This window comes from Kumtagia sp. (assembly GCF_059502445.1).
Map to the genome: position 1 here is coordinate 1 of NZ_JCACER010000087.1, position 20,713 is coordinate 20,713.

The 20,713-nt window shown below is 68.3% G+C and carries 16 protein-coding genes; 3 read left to right on the forward strand and 13 right to left on the reverse strand.

The features are described from left to right. Nucleotides 1-301: 301 nt before the first annotated feature. From AC5JDC_RS23630 to AC5JDC_RS23655, 6 genes are all read right to left on the reverse strand, one after another. Entirely contained in the window at nucleotides 302-1,390 is a 1,089-nt protein-coding gene (locus AC5JDC_RS23630) for a BMP family ABC transporter substrate-binding protein (RefSeq protein WP_495845148.1), read from the reverse strand. A gap of 78 nt (nucleotides 1,391-1,468) precedes the next feature. After that, the gene (cutA, locus tag AC5JDC_RS23635; protein WP_495845150.1) at nucleotides 1,469-3,856 is read right to left on the reverse strand and encodes an aerobic carbon-monoxide dehydrogenase large subunit; all 2,388 of its coding nucleotides are present in this window, start codon (nucleotides 3,854-3,856) and stop codon (nucleotides 1,469-1,471) included. A gap of 12 nt (nucleotides 3,857-3,868) precedes the next feature. After that, the gene (locus tag AC5JDC_RS23640) at nucleotides 3,869-4,399 is read right to left on the reverse strand and encodes a (2Fe-2S)-binding protein (protein ID WP_495845152.1); all 531 of its coding nucleotides are present in this window, start codon (nucleotides 4,397-4,399) and stop codon (nucleotides 3,869-3,871) included. 11 nt (nucleotides 4,400-4,410) lie between these two features. After that, nucleotides 4,411-5,262: an FAD binding domain-containing protein gene (locus AC5JDC_RS23645; RefSeq protein WP_495845154.1), complete on the reverse strand. Its 852-nt coding sequence runs from the start codon at nucleotides 5,260-5,262 to the stop codon at nucleotides 4,411-4,413. 295 nt (nucleotides 5,263-5,557) lie between these two features. Next, on the reverse strand, nucleotides 5,558-6,472 hold the full coding sequence (locus AC5JDC_RS23650) for a DMT family transporter (protein WP_495845156.1): 915 nt from the start codon (nucleotides 6,470-6,472) through the stop codon (nucleotides 5,558-5,560). Next, nucleotides 6,469-7,887 carry an amidase gene (locus AC5JDC_RS23655; RefSeq protein ID WP_495845158.1) on the reverse strand — a complete coding sequence of 473 codons (1,419 nt, stop codon included), beginning with the start codon at nucleotides 7,885-7,887 and terminating at the stop codon, nucleotides 6,469-6,471. The genes AC5JDC_RS23650 and AC5JDC_RS23655 overlap by 4 nt, the downstream gene beginning before the upstream one ends. Before the next feature lie 160 nt (nucleotides 7,888-8,047). Between AC5JDC_RS23655 and AC5JDC_RS23660 the strand changes: the two genes are divergently transcribed. Next, the gene (locus AC5JDC_RS23660; RefSeq protein ID WP_495845159.1) at nucleotides 8,048-8,836 is read left to right on the forward strand and encodes an IclR family transcriptional regulator; all 789 of its coding nucleotides are present in this window, start codon (nucleotides 8,048-8,050) and stop codon (nucleotides 8,834-8,836) included. A 101-nt stretch (nucleotides 8,837-8,937) separates the two neighbouring features. Here the strand turns inward: AC5JDC_RS23660 and AC5JDC_RS23665 are convergent, their stop codons facing one another. Next, nucleotides 8,938-9,156, reverse strand: coding sequence for a hypothetical protein (locus tag AC5JDC_RS23665; RefSeq protein WP_495845161.1), 219 nt, complete (start codon nucleotides 9,154-9,156; stop codon nucleotides 8,938-8,940). Nucleotides 9,157-9,187: 31 nt separating this feature from the next. Continuing rightward, nucleotides 9,188-9,955 carry a creatininase family protein gene (locus AC5JDC_RS23670; RefSeq protein WP_165816141.1) on the reverse strand — a complete coding sequence of 256 codons (768 nt, stop codon included), beginning with the start codon at nucleotides 9,953-9,955 and terminating at the stop codon, nucleotides 9,188-9,190. Between the two features lie 168 nt (nucleotides 9,956-10,123). On the opposite strand from AC5JDC_RS23670, the gene AC5JDC_RS23675 reads away from it, so the two are divergent. Then, on the forward strand, nucleotides 10,124-11,491 hold the full coding sequence (locus AC5JDC_RS23675) for a malonyl-CoA decarboxylase (protein ID WP_495845163.1): 1,368 nt from the start codon (nucleotides 10,124-10,126) through the stop codon (nucleotides 11,489-11,491). A 236-nt stretch (nucleotides 11,492-11,727) separates the two neighbouring features. Further along, complete coding sequence (locus AC5JDC_RS23680) at nucleotides 11,728-13,266, forward strand: malonate--CoA ligase (RefSeq protein ID WP_495845165.1); 1,539 nt, start codon at nucleotides 11,728-11,730, stop codon at nucleotides 13,264-13,266. Nucleotides 13,267-13,563: 297 nt separating this feature from the next. Here the strand turns inward: AC5JDC_RS23680 and AC5JDC_RS23685 are convergent, their stop codons facing one another. The 5 genes from AC5JDC_RS23685 to AC5JDC_RS23705 form a co-directional block, all read right to left on the reverse strand. Next, complete coding sequence (locus AC5JDC_RS23685; protein WP_495845167.1) at nucleotides 13,564-14,103, reverse strand: SRPBCC family protein; 540 nt, start codon at nucleotides 14,101-14,103, stop codon at nucleotides 13,564-13,566. Nucleotides 14,104-14,129: 26 nt separating this feature from the next. Further along, nucleotides 14,130-16,022 (reverse strand): hydantoinase B/oxoprolinase family protein, encoded by a 1,893-nt coding sequence (locus AC5JDC_RS23690; protein WP_495845169.1) that lies wholly within the window; start codon nucleotides 16,020-16,022, stop codon nucleotides 14,130-14,132. Nucleotides 16,023-16,034: 12 nt separating this feature from the next. Then, nucleotides 16,035-18,086, reverse strand: coding sequence for a hydantoinase/oxoprolinase family protein (locus AC5JDC_RS23695; protein WP_495845171.1), 2,052 nt, complete (start codon nucleotides 18,084-18,086; stop codon nucleotides 16,035-16,037). A gap of 370 nt (nucleotides 18,087-18,456) precedes the next feature. Continuing rightward, entirely contained in the window at nucleotides 18,457-20,172 is a 1,716-nt protein-coding gene (locus AC5JDC_RS23700; RefSeq protein ID WP_495845174.1) for an SRPBCC family protein, read from the reverse strand. 9 nt (nucleotides 20,173-20,181) lie between these two features. After that, nucleotides 20,182-20,619, reverse strand: coding sequence for an SRPBCC family protein (locus AC5JDC_RS23705; protein WP_495845176.1), 438 nt, complete (start codon nucleotides 20,617-20,619; stop codon nucleotides 20,182-20,184). Nucleotides 20,620-20,713 lie beyond the last annotated feature (94 nt).

The following is a 20,713-nucleotide window of genomic DNA, read 5'->3' on the forward strand; positions in this document are numbered from 1 at the left end:
GGTTCCGCTGCGCGGCCCCGGAATGACGATCATCATCGGCATATGCGATTGCCCTCCCCTCAAGGGGGAGGGGAATCTTGTGGCCGCCATGCCGAGCGAAACCATCGACGATTGGCGCCACGCGCAGACGCAAGCCGGTCCCCCTCCCCCTTGAGGGGAGGGGTTAGGGGTGGGGGTACCGGACCAAGCCACGCTACCGGATATCCCATATCCGCCTATCCTACCCTTGCAGGGAGGGTAAGCCGACGGCACCGCCGGTCGGACAGGAGGCCAAACCGTCATCATCGCACGCTGCCGCACGTCACTTCTGGCTGATCACGCCGTCGACATACCAGTCCATGCCCCAGAGCTCGGCGTCGTCGAGCGTTGCGCCGGCGGCGACGCGCTCCTTGCCGTCGCGGTCCTTCATCGGTCCGGCATAGACCTGCAGCTTGCCGTCGACGATCTCCTGGCGCACCGCCTGGACCTTGTCGGCCACCTCCTTCGGCACGGCCTCGCCGCAGCAGGCGATGTCGGTGCCGCCCTCCTTGATGGAGAGGAAGGCGCCGTAGGGGCTGGGCTCCCAGGTGCCGGCCTCGATCTTCTTGATCTCGGGAATGAGGAAGCGGTCCCACACCCAGACCGACGAGCACTGCGTGGCCTTCGGCGCGAACTCGCCGAGGTCGCGATGGTGGCCGGTGCTGAACACGCCCTTCTCCTGCGCCACCAGCTGCGGCGCCGGCGTGTCGACATGCTGGCCGACGACGTCGATGCCCTGCTCGATCAGCGCCTCGGTGGCGGCGCGCTCCTTGACCGGATCGTTCCAGGCGCCGGTATAGACCACCGTCACCGTGGCGTCCGGGTTGACCTGGCGGGCGCCGAGCGCATAGGCGTTGACCGTCCAGTTGACCAGGCCGAACGGGTTGGCCGCGACGAAGCCGAGCTTGCCGCTCCTGGAGGCGCCGGCCGCCGCCATGCCGCACAGATACTGGCTCTCATAGGTGCGGCCGTAAAAACTCTCCAGGTTCGGCCCGTTGGTCGTGCCGGCCGGGTTGAGGAAGGCGATCTCCGGATATTTCTCGGAAAGCTCCTTGAAGGTGTCGGAATAGCCGAAGGCCGAGCCGATGATGACGTTGTAGCCGCGCTGGATCAGCAGCTCGACCGCCGGGCGGATGGCGGTGGCGTTCTCCGGCACGTTCTCCACCACGGGGATGGTGAGGCCCATCTCCTTCTCCATGCGCTGGCGCGCCTCGTCGAGTGCCTGCGACCAGCCGCCGTCGTTCTTCTGCGAGAAGATGACCATGGCGATCTTGGGCGGGCCGCCGAGCTTGAAGGCGGCGCTGGCGGGTGCGGCTGCAGCGGCGACGCCGAGCAGGCCGAGGGCGAGCGTGGTCCTGAAGTTCCTGATCATGATGTTCCCCTTGTTCCGGCCCCGCTTCGGCTGGGCTCTTTTCATCGATCCGCGCCCGCGGGGCGCGGCTGGTCCAATTCAGGCGGCCGCCAGCGCGGCGTGGATCATGCTTGGCGTCAGCGGCACCTGGTGGAAGCGTCCGGCGCCGAACGGCCTGAGCGCGTCCTCGACGCCCGAGGCGATCACCGCGCCGACCGGGATGCAGCCGGCTTCGCCGACGCCCTTGACGCCGAGCGGATTCAGCGGCGACGGCGTCTCCAGGTGCAGGATCTCGACCTGCGGCACCTCGGTGGCGTAGGGCACCAGGAAGTCGACGAAGTTGGCGTTGACCAGGTTGCCGTCGCTGTCGAACTCGATGCGCTCGTACAGCGCCCCGCCGATACCCTGGGCGATGCCGCCCATCACCTGGCCCTCGACGATCATCGGGTTGATCATGTTGCCGCAGTCGTGGATGCAGACGTAGCGCTTTACCTTCACCGAGCAGAGCTCGGGGTCGACCTCGAGGATGGCGCCGTGCACGCCATACGCCCAGGTGGCGCAGGCAGGGCTGTAGTAATCGGTCGCCTCGAGGCCGGGGTGCTGGCCCTCGGCCAGCGCCGGCCCGTCGTGGCGGCTCGCCGGCGCGAATTGCGTCGCCGCCTTGGCCGCCTCGTTGAAGGCATAGCGCAGCGGATTGGTGGCGGTGGCGATCGCCGCCAGCGGCACGGCGCGGTCGGTGCCCTTCACCCAGGCCGCGCCGTCGCGCAGCTCGATGTCGCCGATATCGGCCTCCAGCATGTTGGCCGCCGCCGTCAGCGTCTTCTGCCGCACGATCAGCGCCGACTTGTGGATGGCGTTGCCCGACACCACGGCGGCGCGGCTGGCGAAGGTCGCCACACCCCAGTCGAAGGCTTTCGTGTCGCCCTCGACCAGGATCACATCCTCGACCTTGACGCCGAGCTGGTCGGCGACGATCTGCGCGAACACCGTGTCGTGGCCCTGCCCCTGCGAGGTCAGCCCGGTGTTGACATAGACCTTGCCGGTGATCGGGTGGATCTTGATGTGGCCGCCCTCATAGGGGCCGAGGCCCGTGCCCTCGACATAGAAGGCCATGCCGAGGCCGAGATGCTTTCCGTCGCGGCGGGCCCTCTCCTGCTCGGCAGCGAAATTGTCGACGTCGAGCCGCTCCGCCAGCATCTCCAGTGCCTTGCCGTACTGGCCGCTGTCCAGGCTGACGGCCAGCCCGTCGGCGAACAGCAGCCCGTCGCGCAGCACCGGGAATTCGGCGTCGGCGATCAGGTTGCGGCGGCGGATTTCGAAGCGGTCGAGGCCGAGCTCGTCGGCGAGCTGGTCCATCGCCCGCTCGATGGCGAAGCAGGCCTGCGGCCGGCCGCAGCCGCGATAGGGCGTGATCGGCACGGTCGGCGTGTAGACCGCGGTGAACTCCACCCAGATGTTGGGGATGCGGTAGGGACCGGCGATCGAGGTCGACGCCACCTGCGCTATGGCGATGCCGTAGGGGATGAACGCGCCGGTGTCGTGCAAAAAGCTGTCGCGCAGCGCCACGACCTCGCCGGTCTTTTTGGCGTAGAGCTCGATCGTGTGGATCTGGGTGCGCTCCTGCGAGGAGCCGACGAAATTCTCGCGCCGGTCCTCGATGTATTTGACGGGACGGCCGAGCTGCATGGCGGCGTAGGGCACCAGCAGCTCGTCGGGATAGAACAGCAGCACCTTCTGGCCGAAGCCGCCGCCGACATGCGGCGCGATCACCCGCACCTTGTCCTCGTCGAGCTTGAGGATCGAGGCCAGCCCGCCGCGCACCGAGATCGGCGCCTGGGTGCCGTCCCACACCGTCAGCTCGCCGGTGACGCGGTCGAAGGTCGCGGCCACGGCGCGGCATTCCATCGGCGCGGCGGTCGAGCGGTCGACCCGCACCTTGACCCGTGTGACGTGCTCCGCCCCGGCGATCGCCTTGTCCGGGCTGCCCGAAACCTGCACGAAATGCGCGGCGATGTTGTTCGGATGCGTCGCATGCACCAGCGGCGCCTCGTCGAGGATCGCCTTCTCCAGCTCGATCTCGACCGGCAGCGGATCGTAGTCGACGTCGATCAGCGCGGCTGCGTCCTCGGCCGTATAACGGTCGACCGCCACCACCATCGCCACCGTCTGCCCGACATAGTGGACGTCGCCGCGCGCCAATGGCCGCTGCGTGCGGGCGTCCTTCATCGACGGATGCGGGATGAGCAGCGGCATCTCGCGGTCGAGATCGCCGATATTGTCGCAGATGTAGACCGCCGCGACGCCCGGATGCGCCGCCGCCGCGGATACGTCGATGGCATTGACCGTGGCGCGCGCGAAGGGGCTGCGCACGAAGGCGCAATGCAGCGCGCCCGCAAGCGGGATGTCGTCGACGAACGCCCCCTCGCCGCGCAGCAGCTGCGGATCGATGTTGCGCTGGATGCGTGCCCCGAAGGCTCTGGTCGACATCGCCGCCCTCCCCTACCGCGCGGCCATGGCGCCGGCGGCCTGGCGCACCGCCGCGACGATGTTCTGGTAGCCGGTGCAGCGGCACAGATTGCCGGACAGCATGTCGCGGATGCCCTCTTCCGAAAGATCCATCGGCCGGTCGGATTCCAGATTGCTCAAGATGTTCATGATCATGCCCGGCGTGCAGTAGCCGCATTGCAGCGCGTGGCAGTCGCGGAACGCCTCCTGCAGCGGATGCAGGCCGCCGTCCTCGGCCGCCACCGATTCGATGGTGCGCACCTCCGCGCCCGACGCCTGGACGGCGAAGGTCAGGCAGGAGCGCGCGGAAACCCCGTCGATCATCACCGTGCAGGCGCCGCACACGCCGTGCTCGCAGCCGACATGGGTGCCGGTCAGGCCGAGCTCGTGGCGCAGGAAATCGGAGAGCAGCAAACGCACGCTGACCTCGGCCGAGACTTTCTCGCCGTTGACCGTCAGCGCCACCGCCGCCTTCGGGTCGATGGAGGTCGCCGGCAGCCTCGGCCTGATCGTTCCGCGGTTCATGGGCATGTCCTTCACTTCGCTCTCGACGCGGCCTTCACGACGGCGCGCCGCACCAGCGCCGAGAGCAGGTGGCGGCGATAGGCGTTGGTGGCGTGCATGTCGTCCGGCGCGCTGACCGCATCCGTCGCGGCTTCCGCCGCCGCCTTGATCCGCTCAGGCGTGAGTTCGGCCCCTGCCAGTATCTGCTCGGACGTTTCGAGCCGCACCGGCCTCGAGGCGACGCCGCAGGCGGCCAGCGAGACGCGGCCGGCGGACGGCTCGACGATCGCCGCCACCGCCGCGATCGCATAGTCGCCGTGGCGGCGCGTGAACTCCTCGAAGGCCCAGCCGGCGCCCTCGGGCAGCACAGGAAAATGCGCCTCGACGACGATCTCGTCGGGCTCGCGCGTCGTCGTCATGTGGAACTGGAAGAATTCCTGCGCCGCGACCTCGCGGCGGCCGCGCGGCCCCTCGGCGACGACGCTGCCGCCGGTGGCCAGAAGCACCATCGGCATCTCGGCGGCCGCGTCGGCATGGCAGATGCTGCCGACCGCCGTGCCGCGGTTGCGGATCGGCACATGCGCGACATGCGCCATCGCCTCGCGGATCAGCGGATTGGCGCGGTGCACGGCCTCGTCCAGCTCCAGCTCGCGATGCCGCGTCATCGCCCTGACCACGATCCGGCCGTTCTCGATCGCGATGCCCTTCAGCCCGTCGACATGCTGGATGTCGACCAGCCGCGCCGGGCTGGCGAGCCGCATGTTCATGGCCGGGATCAGGCTCTGGCCGCCCGCAAGCACCATGGCGCCCGGATCGCCGGCGAGCATGGCGACCGCGTCCTTGAGCGTGCGGGGCGCGCAATACTCGAAAAGCGGTGGCTTCATGCTACCTCCCGGCATCCGGCGGCACCTGCGGCCGGACGGTTATGTTCCCTTCGAGGAGCCTGTCCCGGTAGCCCCTCATCGCCTCCAGACTATGCGGACTGCTCATTTGTTGAGCGGATTCTTCTATCCACAATCTGGATATCGCATCCTAAATAGCGATAGGCGACGCTGTCAACAGCTATTGCGGTACGGGCTCGACGAGGCGGCCGCGCCTAGTTCGAAGAGGGCACCGCAACGGTCACCGATTGGCCGCGCCAACGGCAAGATGTGGAAGATCATCAGGGATGAAAGGATACTAGCCGGACCCGCGCGCGCTGTTGACCAGAAACACGCCGGCGGCGATGAGCGCCAGCGCCAGCCATATCCACACCGACAGGCTCTCGGCGAACAGCAGTACCGCAAAGCCGACGCCGACGGCGGTGTTCACATAGCTCATCTGGCTGACATAGACGGGGCCGCCGACCTGCTGCAGGCGGAAGAACAGCCCGTAGCCGACGCCCGTGGCGACGCATTGCAGCGCCACCAGATGCCAGGCGGACGCAAGGCCGGTGCCGAAATCCGGCATCGCCCCCGCGAGCCGCAGCAGGACCAGCGCCAGGGCGATGCCGAGCGCCGCGGCAGCCAGCGTCCAGGCGGCGAGCGGCAGCGCCGCCTGCCCCTTCGGCCAATGGGTGGTGCGGAACACGTTGCCGGCGGCGAGCACCGTCGGTGTGACCAGCGCGACGAGATACCAGGCGAACGGCGCATGCGCGGCATCGCCGCCGTTGCGGGAAAACAGGATGACCAGCGTGCCGGCCATGCCGATGCCGAGGCCGGCGAGCCGCACCAGGTTCGGCCGCTCCAGCGCCAGCGCGTAGACGATGGCGAGCGTGACGATCGGCGCCAGCGACTGGATGATCGCCGGTATGCCCGAGCCCAGATGCGGCATCACCGTCACTACCGCCGTCCACGGGATGGCGAAGGTCAGCTGCCCGGCGATCGCCGCATAGCCGAGCGTCGCCCGGTCGGGCCGGAGCGAGAAGCCGCCGGCCAGCGCCAGCAGCGCCAGCACGACGCTGGCGCCGGCCGCGGTGGCGCCGACATAGACCAGCGACGGGATGCCGGCGGCCACCGCGATCTTGCCGAGCGGGAAGATCGAGCCGATGCAGAAGCCCGCCGAAAACAGCAGCAGCACCGGCTCGAGGTGCCCGGGGCCGCCCGCCCGGCTCATGCGCCTTCCGCCGGATCGATCGGCCGCGCCAGCGACTGGCCGAGCACCGCCTCGCACCAGGCGGCAGCGCTGAGCAGTTCGGCCTCGCCGTGTGGCTTGCCGACAAGCTGCAGGCCGACCGGCAGGCCGCCGGCGCTCCGCCCGCAGGGGATGGAGATCGCCGGGCAGCCGCAGATGGTGACGGCGTAGCCCAGCGCCAGCCAGTCGAGATAGGTCGCGAGCTTCTGGCCGTCGACCTCCCCGACGAAACGCTGCTCGACCGGAAACGGCTCGACCGGCGCCGTCGGGGTGATCAGCACCCCGTGGGTGTCGAGGAAGTCGAGCATGGCGAGCCGCACGCTCGCCCGGCCGGCCTCCGCTCCGGCGAGATCGGCGGCGGTGAGCTTCAGCCCCTCCTCGATGTTCCAGACCACTTCCGGCTTCAGCCTGTCGCGATGCCGCTCCAGCGCCTCGCGGCGCAATGCGGCGAACTGGAAGGCGCGCAACGTACGGAAGGCGCGGTCGCCCGCCGCCAGGTCCGGATGCGCCTCCTCGATCTCCAGCCCCGCCGACGCCAGCCTGCCGACGGCCTCGAGCACCGTCGTCCGCACTGGCTCGTCGACCGCCGCGAGCCCCAGCGTCATGCTGAAGGCGGCGCGGGCGGGTTTGCGCGGCGCCCGTGCGGCCTTCAGATACGATGTACCCTCGCGTGGAAAAGACAGCGGGTCGCGCGGCTCGAAGCGGGCCATGCCGTCCAGCGCCAGCGCCGCGTCGGCGACGTCGCGCGCCAGCGGGCCCATCACCGACAGCACCTGATGGGGCAGCGCGCCCGGCCCCTGCGGCACGACGCCGGGCGTCGGCCTGAGACCGACCACGTTGCAGAAGGCGGCGGGATAGCGCAGCGAGCAGGCGAAGTCCGAGCCTTGCGCCAGGAAGGCCATGCCGGTGGCGACCGCCACCGCCGCCCCGCCGGAGGAGCCGCCGGCCGAGCGCGCCGGGTCCCACGGGTTGAGCGTACGCCCGAACACCTCGTTGAAGGTGTTGGCGCCGGCCTCGAACTCGGGCGTGTTGGACTTGGCGAACACCACGCCGCCTTCCGCCTCGATCGCCTCGACCACGTAGTCGGAGGCTTCCGGCACATGGTCGGCATAGGCGAGCGAGCCCCAGGTGGTGCGCACGCCGGCTATCGCCGCCGAATCCTTGATCGGCCAGGGCAGGCCGGCGAACCGGCCGCGCTCGGCCGGCGGCAGCGCCTCCAGCCGCGCCGCTTCGCTCCTGGCCCGCTCGAAGCAGCGCGTCGGCAGCGCGTTGACCTTGCCGTCGACCGCCTCGACGCGGCGCCGCAGGCTTTCCAGCAGCTCGCGCGGCGACACCGCGCCGCTGCGCAGCCTCTCGACCGCCGCTACCGCCGACCACGTCCACGCCTCGTCGCTCATCGCCGCTTCCTCTTCCAACTATTCAATATCGCATCCATTGAGCGGACAGACATTCTCGCTTATGAGTTGACAAGACTTCAATGCCACGCGGTTGTCCGACTTGAGAGCCACCCCACGCAAATCCGCAGCGGCCAAGCCGGCCAAGACTCAGGAGTCCAACGTGGAGACGGCCGCCGAGGAAGGCGCCGAGGACGCGCTGCGCGGCATGGCGCGCTCCTTCGCCGTGCTCGACTTCCTGGCCTCCTCTCCCGGCCGCGTGGTCGACGTGACGCGCAGCCTCAACCTGCCCTGGGCGACCGTGCACCGCACGGTGATCGGCCTGGAGAAGGCGCAGTTCCTGCGCCGCGACCCCGAGACCAACCGCTACGAGATCGGCCCCCGGCTCTGGCATATCGGCTCGGCCTATCTCGCCAACCACCGCGTGCTGCGCGTCGCCATGCCCTATCTGGCGCGGCTGGAGGGCGAGGAGGGCATCGCCATGCAGGTGGTCGAGCGCATCGGCCTGCAGTCGGTGGCGATCTACTCGCACCAGCGCGTCGACGAGGACATCACCAAGGCCCACTACGGCTACCATTTTCCGCTGCATTGCGGCTCCAAGGGCCTGGTGCTGCTCGCCAATGAGGAGCCGGACTTCGTCGCGGACTATCTGAAGCGCGACCTCGAACGGCTGACGCCCGACACCATCACCGACGCCGAGCGCCTGCGCGCCGTGCTCGACCAGGTACGGGCGGAGGATTTCTCGCTCACCATCGCCGACGTGCAACCCTTCACCGGCTCGATCTCCGCGCCGATCCGCGACGCTGGCGGCCGCGTCATCGCCTGCATCTGCTTCGTCTTCCGCAAGGGCCTCGCCAAGAACGCCCGCCGGCTCGAGGATCTCAAGGACAAGCTGCAGCAGGCCACCCATTCCATCAGCATCGACCTCGGCTGGCATCCGGGACAGCGGTAGCGGCAGCGTTCTTCTCCCCCCTTGCGGGGAGAAAATGCCGACGGGCAGATGAGGGGCCGCGCCGCACGCGGCAATAGTTGTGCCGCCCGTCATCCGGCCCTTCAGCGCCCCATCGCCGATTTTGCTGCGTTCGCCAACCGTCCTGACGCAACCCATTCTTCATCGGCTTTGATTTCTTCGAGTCCGAGGCCTGGATTCCCGACCTCGTGAGCGAGCGATAGCGAGCGGAGAGTGTCGGGAATCCAGGCCTCGGACTCGAAGAAGCCAAAGCCGATGCAGAAAACCCCAAACCATGACATCGGCTGGAATCGATGTCGCATGTGTGAATCGTCTCGCGAACGGGAAACAGCCCTATCTCCGCTCCTCATACGACCCCTGCAGCGACTGGAACGTCTCCGCCAGAGCATCGACCACCGTCTCGATGAACACTTTGCCTGCCTCTGCCGACGCCTTTGTCGGGTCGCCGAAGATCGCCGCGTGCCCGACCTCGGGCCGCGGCCGGCGCGCATAGGTGCGGGTCGGATTGGTCGGCGCCACCAGATCCCAGCCGACCGGCCCGTAATGGGCGCCGGCGAGCCGCTCCATCTTGACCAGGCCCGGCCGCGTGGCGAGCTGGAACGACGCCTCGAACTCGCAGCCATGCCCCATGCCGCCGGGCACCGACTTGCGCAGCGCATTCACTTTCGCGGCACCCGGCTCCCAGTAACTCACTGCCGACACCTTGAAGCCGTATGTCGTGTCCAGCTCGTCGACGAGATGCCGTGCCACCGCGTCGTTGGCCGTGCCGTTCGGCCGGTTGCCGTTGAGGATGATGAGATGCCCGAATCCCTGGCGGACCAGCGCGGCACCGATCTCGAACAGCATCGCCTGGTAGGTGGGGATCGACAGCGAGATGGTGCCGGGGAAGAACTCGAAGGTCTTCGATATGCCGTACGCGACCGGCGGCGCCACCAGCGCGTCGATGCGTTCGGCCAGAAGCGCCGCGATATGGTCGGCCTGGTGCGTGTCGGTATCGGTGGGCATATGCGGCCCATGCGCCTCGGTGGCCCCGGTCGGCAGGATGACGGCGCGTCCGGCGGCGATGGATTCGCCGATCTCCATCTGCGTCATGAACGACATGCGGCGTTCCATAGCGGCTCCCTCCAGCTTGGGCTTGCATCGATCCGGCTTTCGCATAGTATTCAAAATACGGATACGATATCTACTATATAAGCATTGGAACGCGGCGCCGGCAATCGCGTTCTTGCGGAGGCGCCGGCGGTGCGGCGGGTAACGGGGCGGGAAGCGATGCGTCCATTCGATCGCGAGAGCGTGTTTCTCGGCGAACTGTTCAGCGAGATCGCGCAACGCGGCCGCCGATTGCTATGGGGCGGCCAGTCGTCGGCCGCTCCGGCCGGTACGATCGGCGCGCTGGCGGCCAAGCTGATGTCGAGCCGCGGCGAGGCATCGGGCGTGGCGCTGGCGATGGAGTTGCTGAAGGCATGGCGGCAGCTCGACGATGGCGCTCGCCTCGAATGGTTCCGTACGCTCGCCGACCGGTTCGGGCCGGACGAGAAGCGCCTCGACGCCGCCGTCGAGGCCTGGCGCGGGACGCGCTCGGCCGAAGCCGCCTCGCATCTGGCGAGCGCCGCCGAGCCGCTGCGCCAGGAGTTGTTCCGCCGCATCAATTTGGCGCCGGGCGGCACCGCGACGCTGGTCGCCATGCGCGCCGGCCTACTGCGGCATCTGGCCGATCATCCCGAACTCGAAGTGGTCGACCGCGACTTCGTCCATCTGTTCGGCTCCTGGTTCAACCGAGGCTTCCTGCTGATGACCAGGATCGACTGGTCGTCGCCCGCGCACATCCTGGAGAAGATCATCCGCTACGAGGCGGTGCACGAGATTCATGACTGGGACGATTTGCGCCGGCGCCTGCAGCCGGCGGACCGCCGCTGCTTCGCCTTCGTCCACCCGCAGATGCCCGACGAGCCGCTGATCTTCGTCGAGGTGGCGCTGACCACCGGCATTCCCGGCCGGATCGATGGCCTGCTAGCGCGCGACCGCGAACCGATCGATCCGGGCGCGGCCGATACGGCGGTGTTCTATTCCATTTCCAACACCCAGCGCGGCCTGCGGGGAATCTCCTTCGGCAGCTTCCTGATCAAGCAGGTGGTCGAGGATATCGTGCGCGACCTGCCCAATTTGCGCAGCTTCGTCACGCTGTCGCCGCTGCCGGGTTTCGCCGACTGGCTCGGCGAGCGGTTCCGCGAAGAAGCGTATGACCGCGACGGACCGCTCCACCTGCTCGAACGGCCGGACTGGTCCGAGGACGCCGCGGCACGCGACGCCATCGAGCCGGTTCTGGCCGCGGCGGTCGCCGTCTATCTTGCGGAGACGAAGGACGCCGCCGGCCGGCCGCTCGACCCGGTCGCCCGCTTCCATCTCGGCAACGGCGCCCGCCTGGAACGCATCAATGTCCATGCCGACCTCTCGCCCAAGGGGCTCACGCAGTCGCACGGCGTCATGGTCAACTATCTCTACGACCTCTCCTCCATCGAGGCCCATCACGAGGCCTATGCCAACAAGGGCGAGGTGGCGATGTCGCGGGCGGTACGAAAGCTGCTGTCGGCGGAGCGGCCTGTCGGCAACGGCCACCGCGTGACCGCGCCTCCATAACCCCCACCCCTACCCCTCCCCTCAAGGGAAGGGGGACTTTGCGGCCGCCTTGCCGAGCGAAATCGCCGACGATTGGTGCTTTGCCGAGTTGCAGCAATATTCCCCTCCCCCTTGAGGGGAGGGGTTAGGGGTGGGGGTTGTTGTCAAGCGCTACCCCGCGAACGGACGGCGGCGCCCCTTGCCAATGCCGTCGCTGATCGATCAAACAGGCTATCCAACAGGGATTGCGACGACAGATGAGCTGGCTTTATCAGGCGGATCCTTCGATAACCTCCCTGCCCGCGCTGGTCAGCGCCCGCACCGGCGCACTGGACAAGACCTTCATCCGCAATGCCGACGGCCGCGACTTCAGTTTCGCCGATTTCTGGACGCTGTCGGGCCGCATCGCCCGGGCGCTGGCCGAGGCCGGCGTGGAAAAAGGCGACCGCGTCGCCGTGCAGGTGGAGAAGAGCCCGGAAGTCATTGCGCTGTTCCTGGCCTGCGCCCGCGCCGGCGCGATATTCCTGCCGCTCAACACCGCCTACACCCTGGCCGAGCTCGACTATTTCGTCGGCGACGCCGAGCCGAAGATCATCGTCGTCGCCCCGGAGCGGGTGTCGGCCCTGGCCGACCTCGCTGCACGCCACAATGCGACGGTGCTCTCGCTCGGCGTCGCCGGCGACGGCACGCTGATGGACGCGGCGAACGCCGGCGACGGCGCCTTCGCCGACGCGAAAATCGGCTGGGACGACCTGGTCGCCATCCTCTACACCTCCGGCACCACCGGCCGCTCCAAGGGCGCCATGCTGACGCACGGGAACCTCGCCTCCAATGCGCTGGCGCTGGTCGACACCTGGCGCTTCACGTCCGGCGACACGCTGCTGCATGCTCTGCCCGTCTACCACACGCATGGCCTGTTCACCGCCACCAACACGCTGATGCTGTCGGGCGGCACCATGCTGTTCCGGCCGAAGTTCGACGCCGACGAGGCGCTGCGCCTGCTGCCGCGGGCGACCGCCATGATGGGCGTGCCGACCTTCTACACGCGGCTGCTCCAGCATCCCGGCCTCACCCGCGAGGCGACCGCGCATATGCGCCTCTTCGTCTCCGGCTCGGCGCCGCTTCTGGCCGAGACCCATGCCGAATTCGAGGCCCGTACCGGCCACGCCATCCTCGAGCGCTACGGCATGACCGAGACCAACATGAACACGTCCAATCCCTATGAGGGACCCCGCCTCGCCGGCACGGTCGGCAGGCCGCTGCCCGGCGTCGAGGTCCGCGTCACCGACCCGGCCAGCGCCGCGACGCTGCCGGCCGGCGAGGTCGGCATGATCGAGGTGCGAGGCCCCAACGTCTTCAAGGGCTACTGGCGCATGCCGGAAAAGACCGCGGAGGAGCTGCGCGCCGACGGCTTCTTCATCACCGGCGACCTCGGCCGCATCGACGCCAACGGTTATGTCTCCATCGTCGGCCGCGGCAAGGATCTCATCATCACCGGCGGCTTCAACGTCTATCCCAAGGAGGTCGAGACCGAGATCGACCTGATCGACGGCGTGGTCGAATCCGCCGTCATCGGCCTGCCGCACAGGGATTTCGGCGAAGGCATCACCGCGGTGGTGGTGGCGGACAAGGCCAGGGCCCCGAGCGAAGCAGCCATCCTTGCGCACCTGCAATCACGCCTGGCGAAGTTCAAGCTGCCCAAGCGTGTTCTGTTCGTCGACGACCTGCCGCGCAACGCCATGGGCAAGGTCCAGAAGGCGCTGATGCGCCAGACCTATGCGGGGCTGTACGGGTAGGGCTGTAAGGGTAGGATTGCGCACCTCGTCAATCGTGGCGGAGATCGCCTGGCCTGTGCAAAGCGCCCCCTCTCCGTCTCGCCCCTTCGGGCTCGCCACCTCTCCCCCACTGCGTGGGGGCGAGGAACCGCTGCCGCGATGCCGACGCTTCTCCAGCTTGGGTTCCTCGCCCCCACGAAGTGGGGGAGAGGTGTCTCGGGCTTCGCCCGAGACGGAGAGGGGGGTGCTTCAATCGATCGACGTTGAGGTTCCTCGTTTCAATCGATCAATGCCGAGACCGATATCGGCGCCCGCGCCTCAACTCCCCGAGCGCTTCAAATACGACTTCATCACCAGGCCGGCGACCTTGAGCGCGCTGAGTTCGTTCGCCGGCGCCGCCTCGCCCGCGCCGTCGGCGGAAAGCCGCGCCTCGACGTTCCTGACGAACTGGCCGATCAGCACATTGGCCGTCTCGGTGATGATGCCGGTACGGCCGAACTGGGCGATCGGGCCTGCGAGCTGCACGTCGGCGTCGATGTCGACGCGCGTCGCCTCGCCGGCCTCGCTCAGCCGGTAGTCCATCACCAGCTTCGAGCGGCTGCCACCCTTGCGGTCGAGGCCGCGCCCTTCGGCATGGCCCCTATGCGTCGCCGCGTCGGCGCTCACCTGCGCCTCGCCCTCGAAGGAGGCGCCGAACGGCCCGAGCTTGATGCCTACTTTGCCGGCAAAAATCCCGTTGCCCTTGTCCTCGGTAAGTTCGGCGCCCGGCATGCAGGCGGCCACGGCGGGAACGTCCTGGAACAGTTCCCAGACCACGGCAAGCGGCCGGGCGACCTCGAAGGACTGACTGATCTTCATGCCAAGCTCCCGGACCTGCGATCGATTCAGACGACCGGCTTTGCGTACCAGCCGGCGTCCGGATCGGTCCAGCCTTCCGGCCGGGAGATCTTGCCGGCCGCCTTCAGTTCCTCGAAATACGGCCCCCGATCGAACATCGGCGGCGTGCCGCGCCCGGCCGCAAGCGCCGCGCGCCGGGCCGCGCTCGCCGCCGCATCGGCCGCCCATTTGCGACCGCTCTTCGCCAGCACCACGCCGTAGTCGTCATGCGCGGACTCCGGCGACACCAGCCCTGCCTGCACGTCGGCCACCACCTTGTCGACGGGCCGCTGCAGCGGGTCGCCCCAGCCGCCGCCGCCGGTGGTCACGATGGTGATGGAGGAGCCGGCCTTGACCGTGACCGTGTCGCACATGCCGGGATGGCCGGTGTCGACACCGGCCTCGGACACCGACACCTGGTAGTTGGCGCCGGCCTTGCCGCCGTTGACGCCGTAGCAGCCGAGCAGCGAGCGGTCGGCATTGGAGATCAGCCGGCAGTCGCCCAGCATCTTTATCCGCTTGTCGTAGCCCAGCCCGCCGCGGTGGTAGCCCGGCCCGCCGGACCCCTGCTTCAGCCCCAGCCGCTCGACCAGGATCGGGTAGCGGGTTTCCGAGAACTCCGCCGGCAGGTTCTTCGAATTCGGCACGATGTGCACCACGTCGGAGCCGTCCGCCCACGGCCTTCCCGGGCTGCCGCCGCCCAGCACCTCGCGGAACAGATAGAAATCCTGCTGCCTGTTGCCGCCGGTGACGCCCCAGATGCGGATGGTCTCGTGGTCGGCCGGCATGCGCCCTTCGGTCGCCTTGGACAGGCAGGCCGCGAACGAGCCCAGCGTGCGCAGCATCAGGAAGAAGCGCATGCCGGTCGGCTTGCCGAAGGTCGGCGTGATCAGCGTGCCCTTTTCCGGGAACACCACCTCGATGACGTCGAGCACGCCCTCGTTGGAATCGATCTCCGCCGCCCGCTCCGGCGACGCCGCCAGCGAGCGCAGCGTCGGCGCCAGCCATTTGCGGAAGTAGCGGCCCTCGACCTCGTCGAGCGACCAGTTGATCGGGCCCTTGGCCTCCGGGTCGGTGCCGGTGAAGTCGAGCACGATCTTCTCCGGCGTCTTGATCATCCTGACGCGCAGCGCATGCAGGCGCGGCTCGTCGACGCCGTCGGCCTCGATATAGTCCTCGAAGTGATACTCGCCGTCCTTGATTCGCGGCAGGATCTCGCGCCGGAAGATCTCCGCGGTATTCTTCAGTATCTGGTCGAACGCCGCCTCCAACGTTTCGATCCCGTAACGTTCCGCCAGCGTAACGATCCTTCTTGAGCCCAGCTTCGCCGCGCCGATCTCGGCGTCGAGGTCGCCCGCCAGGTGCTCGGACAGCCGCGAGTTGCGCACGATGATCCGGAACGCCGCCTCGTTCAGCTTGCCGCGCTCGTAGAGTTTTATCGGCGGGATCAGCACGCCCTCCATCCAGCTGTCGGTGGCGTGCACCGGCAGGCTGCCCGGCACGGCGCCGCCGATGTCGTCGTGATGGCCGAACACCTGGCTGAAGCCGATCAGCCGCTCGCTGTGGAAGATCGGCACCGTCGTGCAGAGGTCCGGCACATGGCCGATGCCGCCGCAGGAATTGTAGGGGTCGTTCCAGAAGAACACGTCGCCCGGAAAGATCTGGTCGGCGCCGAAATATTCGAACACCGGCTCGACGATCGCCGAATAGGAGCGGCCGGTCAGCTTGCGCCCCTTGGCGTCGAACAGCGCGACGCGATAGTCGTGCTGGTCGCGGATCATCGGCGAGCGCGCCGTGCGCTCCACCGCCGCCTCGATCTCCAGCTCCGCCGCCCGGATGGTGCCGTGGATGACCTCGAGCTCGATCGGCCCGAGCATGGTCTGCCGCGTCTTGTCCAGCATGGTTTCCTCCGCTCAGCCGTTCTTTTCGAGGATGAGATTGCCGTAGGCGTCGGCGCGCATGTCCCAGCCCGCCGGCACCACCACGGTCGAGCCGTATTCCTCCACGATCGCCGGCCCGGCGATCTGCTGGCCGACCGCCAGCTCGGTGCGCCGGTAGAGCGGGCAGTCGACCCAGCCTCCGGCGCGCCAGAACACCTTTCGGCGGCCGAACGGACTTGCCGCCACGCGCGTCGCCGCGTCCGGTTCGAGCGCCGGCCGGTGCTGCATGCCGATCGCCTGGACGCGCAGGTTGACCAGTTCCACGTCCTGCTCGCCCTCGTAGTGGAAGCCGAAGGTCTGGTCGTGGACGCGATGGAAATCCTTGAACATGTGGGCGACCGCGGCCTCGCCCGTGAGCCCGGCGGGGATGTCGACCTGCACCTCGTGGCCCTCGCCGAAATAGCGCATGTCGGCGACGCGGCGCACCTCGATCTTTTCCTCGTCGATGCCCTCGGCGGCGATGTCGGCGATGCCGCCGCGCACCAGCTCGTCCCAGGCCGCCATGATCTCGGCCGTGTCCACCGTCGACTGCCGGCGCACCAACGTGCGGATATAGTCGCGGCGCACGTCGGAGACGTGCAGGCCGAAGGCGCAGAGATTGCCGGGGTTGGGCGGCGACACGATGGTGCGCACGTCGAGGAAGTCGGCGACTTCCGCCGCGAACAGGCCGCCGGCGCCGCCGAAGGCGACCATGGCGTAGGCGCCGGGGTCGCGGCCGCGTGTCGTCGTCACCTGGCGGATGCCGAACACCTGGTTGACCGCGGCGATCTCCAGCGCACCCGCCGCCACCTCCTCGGCCGACATGCCGAACTCGGCGCCCAGCCGCTCATAGGCCTCGCGTGCCGCCTTGGCGTCGAGCTTGATGGCGCCGCCGATCAGCGCCGCCGGCAGCCGGCCGAGCGTGATCGCCGCGTCGGTGACGGTCGGCTTGCTGCCGCCCTTGCCGTAGCAGATCGGCCCCGGATCGGCGCCCGCGCTCCGCGGCCCGACCTTCAATTGGCCGTAGGGATCGGTCCAGGCGATCGATCCGCCGCCCGAGCCGACCGTGACGATGTCGAGCATCGGCGTCTTCACCGGATAGCTCTCGATCATCGAGGCCGAGGTGTACATCGGCGTGTAGTTCTCGATGATGGCGACATCGGTCGAGGTGCCGCCCACGTCGATGGTGAGGATGTCCTTGTAGCCGGCCAGATGCGCCATGTGGATGGAGCCGAGGATGCCGGCCGCCGGCCCGGACAAGAGCATCGTCACCGGCTTCTCGCCGGCGGTCGAATGCTTCACCACCCCGCCGTTCGACTGCATGATCAGGAAGGGTATGTCGCCCGACCGCGAGCGGATGCGGTCGGCCGCGCTCTGCAGATAGGTCTTGCAGTAAGGCTTCACCAGGACGTCGATCAGCGTCGTCATCGCCCGCTCGTATTCGCGGTACTCCGGCAGCACGACCGACGACAGCGACACGAACACGTCCGGGAAATGCTCCCTGATCAGGGCGCCGACACGCTGCTCGTGGACGTCGTTGGCGTAGGCATGCAGCAGGCACACCGCGATGCAGCGCACACCGTCCTCGACCAGCTCGCGCACCGCTTCCAGCGTGCCTTCTTCGTCGAGCGGCTCCAGTTCTTCGCCGGCAAAGTTCATGCGGCCGCCGACTTCGCGCACCAGGTGCAACGGCACCAGCCGCGGCTGCTTCACCCAGAAGAAGGAGTTGCCGTAGCCGTCCGGCACCGATTGCCGGGCGATCTCGATCATGTGGCGGAAGCCGCGGGTGACGACGAGCCCCAGGCCGTCGAACTTGTGCTCGAGCACGGCGTTGGTGGCGACCGTCGAGCCGTGCAGCAGCATGCCGACGTCGGTGTCGCTGCCGCCAACCTCGTCGAGCACGCGGCGGACGCCGTCAAGCAGACCGACGCTGGGATCGGCCGGAGTGGACGGCGTCTTGACTGCGGTGATCCGCCCGGTCGCCTCGTCGATGGCGACCACGTCGGTGAACGTGCCGCCCGTGTCGATGGCAATCCGCAAGCCCATCCGATCTCCTCCGTATCCATATAGTAGATATTGCATTCACATAATGCATATCGTTCGGAGGGAATCAAGCGCGATTCCAAATGACGGATGCTGCATCCTGTATATGGATACGAGTGATTGTCGGATGATCAAGCTGTCCGGAAGGCTTCGGCCGTGGAGGCTTCGCCTTCCTGCCGATCGAGACGCAGCTTCAATGGCGGGTCAAGCTTGACCGATGATGCAGCGCCTTCTCCAGCCCGGGTTCCTCGCCCCCACGCAGTGGGGGAGAGGTGGCGAGCCTGCAAGGCGAGACGGAGAGGGGGTGCTGCCGAACAATCCCAAAGGTCGGGGTTCAAAACCGCTGGCACAATGTTCCGGCGCCTGCCGGCGGTCAGGGCACCAGCACCAGCGATCCGGTCGTCGCACGCGCCTCGAGGTCGCGATGTGCGTCGGCCGCATCGGCGAGCGCATAGCGCCGCGGCGGGTCGAGCGCCACCACCCCCCGGCGCACCGCCGCGAAGAAGCGCGCGACATGCGGCCCGAGCTTCTCCGGCGTGTCGGTGAAATGGCCGTAGTTCGGGCGCGACACGGTGACCGACTTCGAGGCGAAGCGGCCGATGTCCCAGTCGCCGACCGGCCCGGAAGCCTGGCCGAAGCTGACGAGATGCCCGCGCACGCCAAGCGCCGCCAGCGAGCCGGCGAACGTGTCCTTGCCGACGGCGTCATAGACCACGTCGGCGCCGCGCCCGCCGCTGATGCGCATCACCTCCGAGGCGAAATCCGCACCCCGGCCGTAGAGCAGCACATGCTGCGCACCCAGCCTTTCCACCACACGCGCCTTGGCCTCGCTGGAGGTGGTGGCGATCACGGTGGCGCCGAGGTGCCGCGCCCACTGCACCAGCAGCTGGCCGACGCCGCCCGCCGCCGCATGCACCAGCACGACTTGGCCTGGTTTTACGGCGAACACGTCGTGCAGCAGGAAGCTCGCGGTGACGCCCTTGAGCAGGCCGGCCGCGGCCAGCTCGTCCGCAATGTCGTCCGACAATCCGACCAGCATGTCGGCCGGCCGGTTGGCGCGCTCGCAATAGGCGCCGAGCGGCGGCCCGGCATAGGCGACGCGGTCGCCGACCGCGAGATCGCCGACGCCCGGCCCCAGCGCCTCGACGACGCCGGCCGCCTCCATGCCCGGCACGCCGGGCGGCTGCAAAAGGTCGAAATAGCCGGTGCGGCAATAGACGTCGATATAGTTGACCCCGATCGCCGTGTGCCGCACCCGCACTTCGCCGGTTCCCGGCGGCGGCAGCGCGATCTCGCCGGGCTGCAGCACCTCCGGCCCGCCATGCCGTCCGACGACGATGGCGCGGGTGCGGTCCCGTCGCGAAACATCCGAACCTTCCGCCGGCGTACCCCCACCCCTAACCCCTCCCCTCAAGGGGGAGGGGGATTCGGCAACACCGGCTCCAAGCCGAACAACGTCTCCGGTTCGAGCACCCGGAGCGCCGACAGAATCCCCCTCCCCCTTGAGGGGAGGGGTTAGGGGTGGGGGTATGAGGGCGCCGACTTGCGCTCGATCCGCCTTCTCATCGTGACTAAAGGAAACTGCCTGGGGCGCGGGTCTCCCCCCTGCACCGCCAGCCGGACTAGGTAGAGGCAGAGTCCCGAGGACAGGCGCCCGACCAACCAGCCTCCTTATCGCCTCGAACCCGGTCCGATAGATCCCCTCCGTCACCAGCCGGACCAGCTCGTCGCGCCGCTCCACCGGCGGGTGGAACTCCGACGACCACTCCCAGAAGGTGCGGTCCCCGTCCGTCACCGGCTTCAGCGAAATGGCCGCGACATAGCCCATCAGCGGCAGCGGCGCCTCGAGCAGGCAGTAGGTCAGCCGCCGCTCGCGGTCGGACAGCGACAGCAGCTGCTCGCGCAGCTCACCGCCGTCCTTCAGCCGGAAGCGGCGCACGGCGCCCACCATGTCCACCGGCTCGCCGCCCTCGATGGCACTGGTCGCGATCGCCGGGTGCCAGCTTTCATGGCCGTTGAAATCGCGCAGCAGGCGCCAGACCGTATCGACCGGCGCGTCGATGATCGTGCTCTGCCGGACCTTGACCATGCGCCGGGACTATCGCCCGAACCGCTGCTTCAGCGCGGTGAAGGCGGCCTGGAAAACCCCCTGCCCGATCTGCTGGACGAGAGCCGCCTCGCGCTCCGGCGCGCAATCGAACTCCGCCTGCCAGGAGGCGAAGGTGGCATTGCCGTCGGTCACCGGCGTCAGCGCCAGCGTGGCGATGTAATCCGACACACCCATAGGGCTTTCGAGGATCGTGTAGGTGCAGGAAAGTTCGTAGTCCGACAGCGCCAGCAGCCTTTCGCGGATGCGCCCCCCGTCCTTGAGGACAAAGTTGCGGATGCAGCCGATCTGGTCGGCCTTGGCGCCCTGCTCGATGCGGCTTTCGGCGACGAACGGCGTCCAGCTCGGCAGCCCGTTGAAATCGCGCACCACGCGCCAGACCTCGGCGGCGGGAGCTGCGATGACGGTGGAGATGAAGATTTTGGGCATCAGAAAATTTTCGACGAATGAGGAGTTTGTGGACGCTTTCGCTCCTTCGCACCCCCCTCTGTCCTGCCGGACATCTCCCCCGCAAGGGGGGAGA

Excerpts from the sequence above, each read along its gene's own strand:
- AC5JDC_RS23665 (WP_495845161.1), bottom strand. The coding sequence starts at position 9,156 with ATGCGACATCGATTCCAGCCGATGTCATGGTTTGGGGTTTTCTGCATC.
- AC5JDC_RS23685 (WP_495845167.1), bottom strand. The coding sequence starts at position 14,103 with ATGAAGATCAGTCAGTCCTTCGAGGTCGCCCGGCCGCTTGCCGTGGTC.
- AC5JDC_RS23700 (WP_495845174.1), bottom strand. The coding sequence starts at position 20,172 with ATGGTCAAGGTCCGGCAGAGCACGATCATCGACGCGCCGGTCGATACG.
- AC5JDC_RS23630 (WP_495845148.1), bottom strand. The coding sequence starts at position 1,390 with ATGATCAGGAACTTCAGGACCACGCTCGCCCTCGGCCTGCTCGGCGTC.
- AC5JDC_RS23705 (WP_495845176.1), bottom strand. The coding sequence starts at position 20,619 with ATGCCCAAAATCTTCATCTCCACCGTCATCGCAGCTCCCGCCGCCGAG.
- AC5JDC_RS23655 (WP_495845158.1), bottom strand. The coding sequence starts at position 7,887 with ATGAGCGACGAGGCGTGGACGTGGTCGGCGGTAGCGGCGGTCGAGAGG.
- cutA (WP_495845150.1), bottom strand. The coding sequence starts at position 3,856 with ATGTCGACCAGAGCCTTCGGGGCACGCATCCAGCGCAACATCGATCCG.
- AC5JDC_RS23670 (WP_165816141.1), bottom strand. The coding sequence starts at position 9,955 with ATGTCGTTCATGACGCAGATGGAGATCGGCGAATCCATCGCCGCCGGA.
- AC5JDC_RS23675 (WP_495845163.1), top strand. The coding sequence starts at position 10,124 with ATGCGTCCATTCGATCGCGAGAGCGTGTTTCTCGGCGAACTGTTCAGC.
- AC5JDC_RS23645 (WP_495845154.1), bottom strand. The coding sequence starts at position 5,262 with ATGAAGCCACCGCTTTTCGAGTATTGCGCGCCCCGCACGCTCAAGGAC.
- AC5JDC_RS23695 (WP_495845171.1), bottom strand. The coding sequence starts at position 18,086 with ATGGGCTTGCGGATTGCCATCGACACGGGCGGCACGTTCACCGACGTG.
- AC5JDC_RS23690 (WP_495845169.1), bottom strand. The coding sequence starts at position 16,022 with ATGCTGGACAAGACGCGGCAGACCATGCTCGGGCCGATCGAGCTCGAG.
- AC5JDC_RS23640 (WP_495845152.1), bottom strand. The coding sequence starts at position 4,399 with ATGAACCGCGGAACGATCAGGCCGAGGCTGCCGGCGACCTCCATCGAC.
- AC5JDC_RS23650 (WP_495845156.1), bottom strand. The coding sequence starts at position 6,472 with ATGAGCCGGGCGGGCGGCCCCGGGCACCTCGAGCCGGTGCTGCTGCTG.
- AC5JDC_RS23680 (WP_495845165.1), top strand. The coding sequence starts at position 11,728 with ATGAGCTGGCTTTATCAGGCGGATCCTTCGATAACCTCCCTGCCCGCG.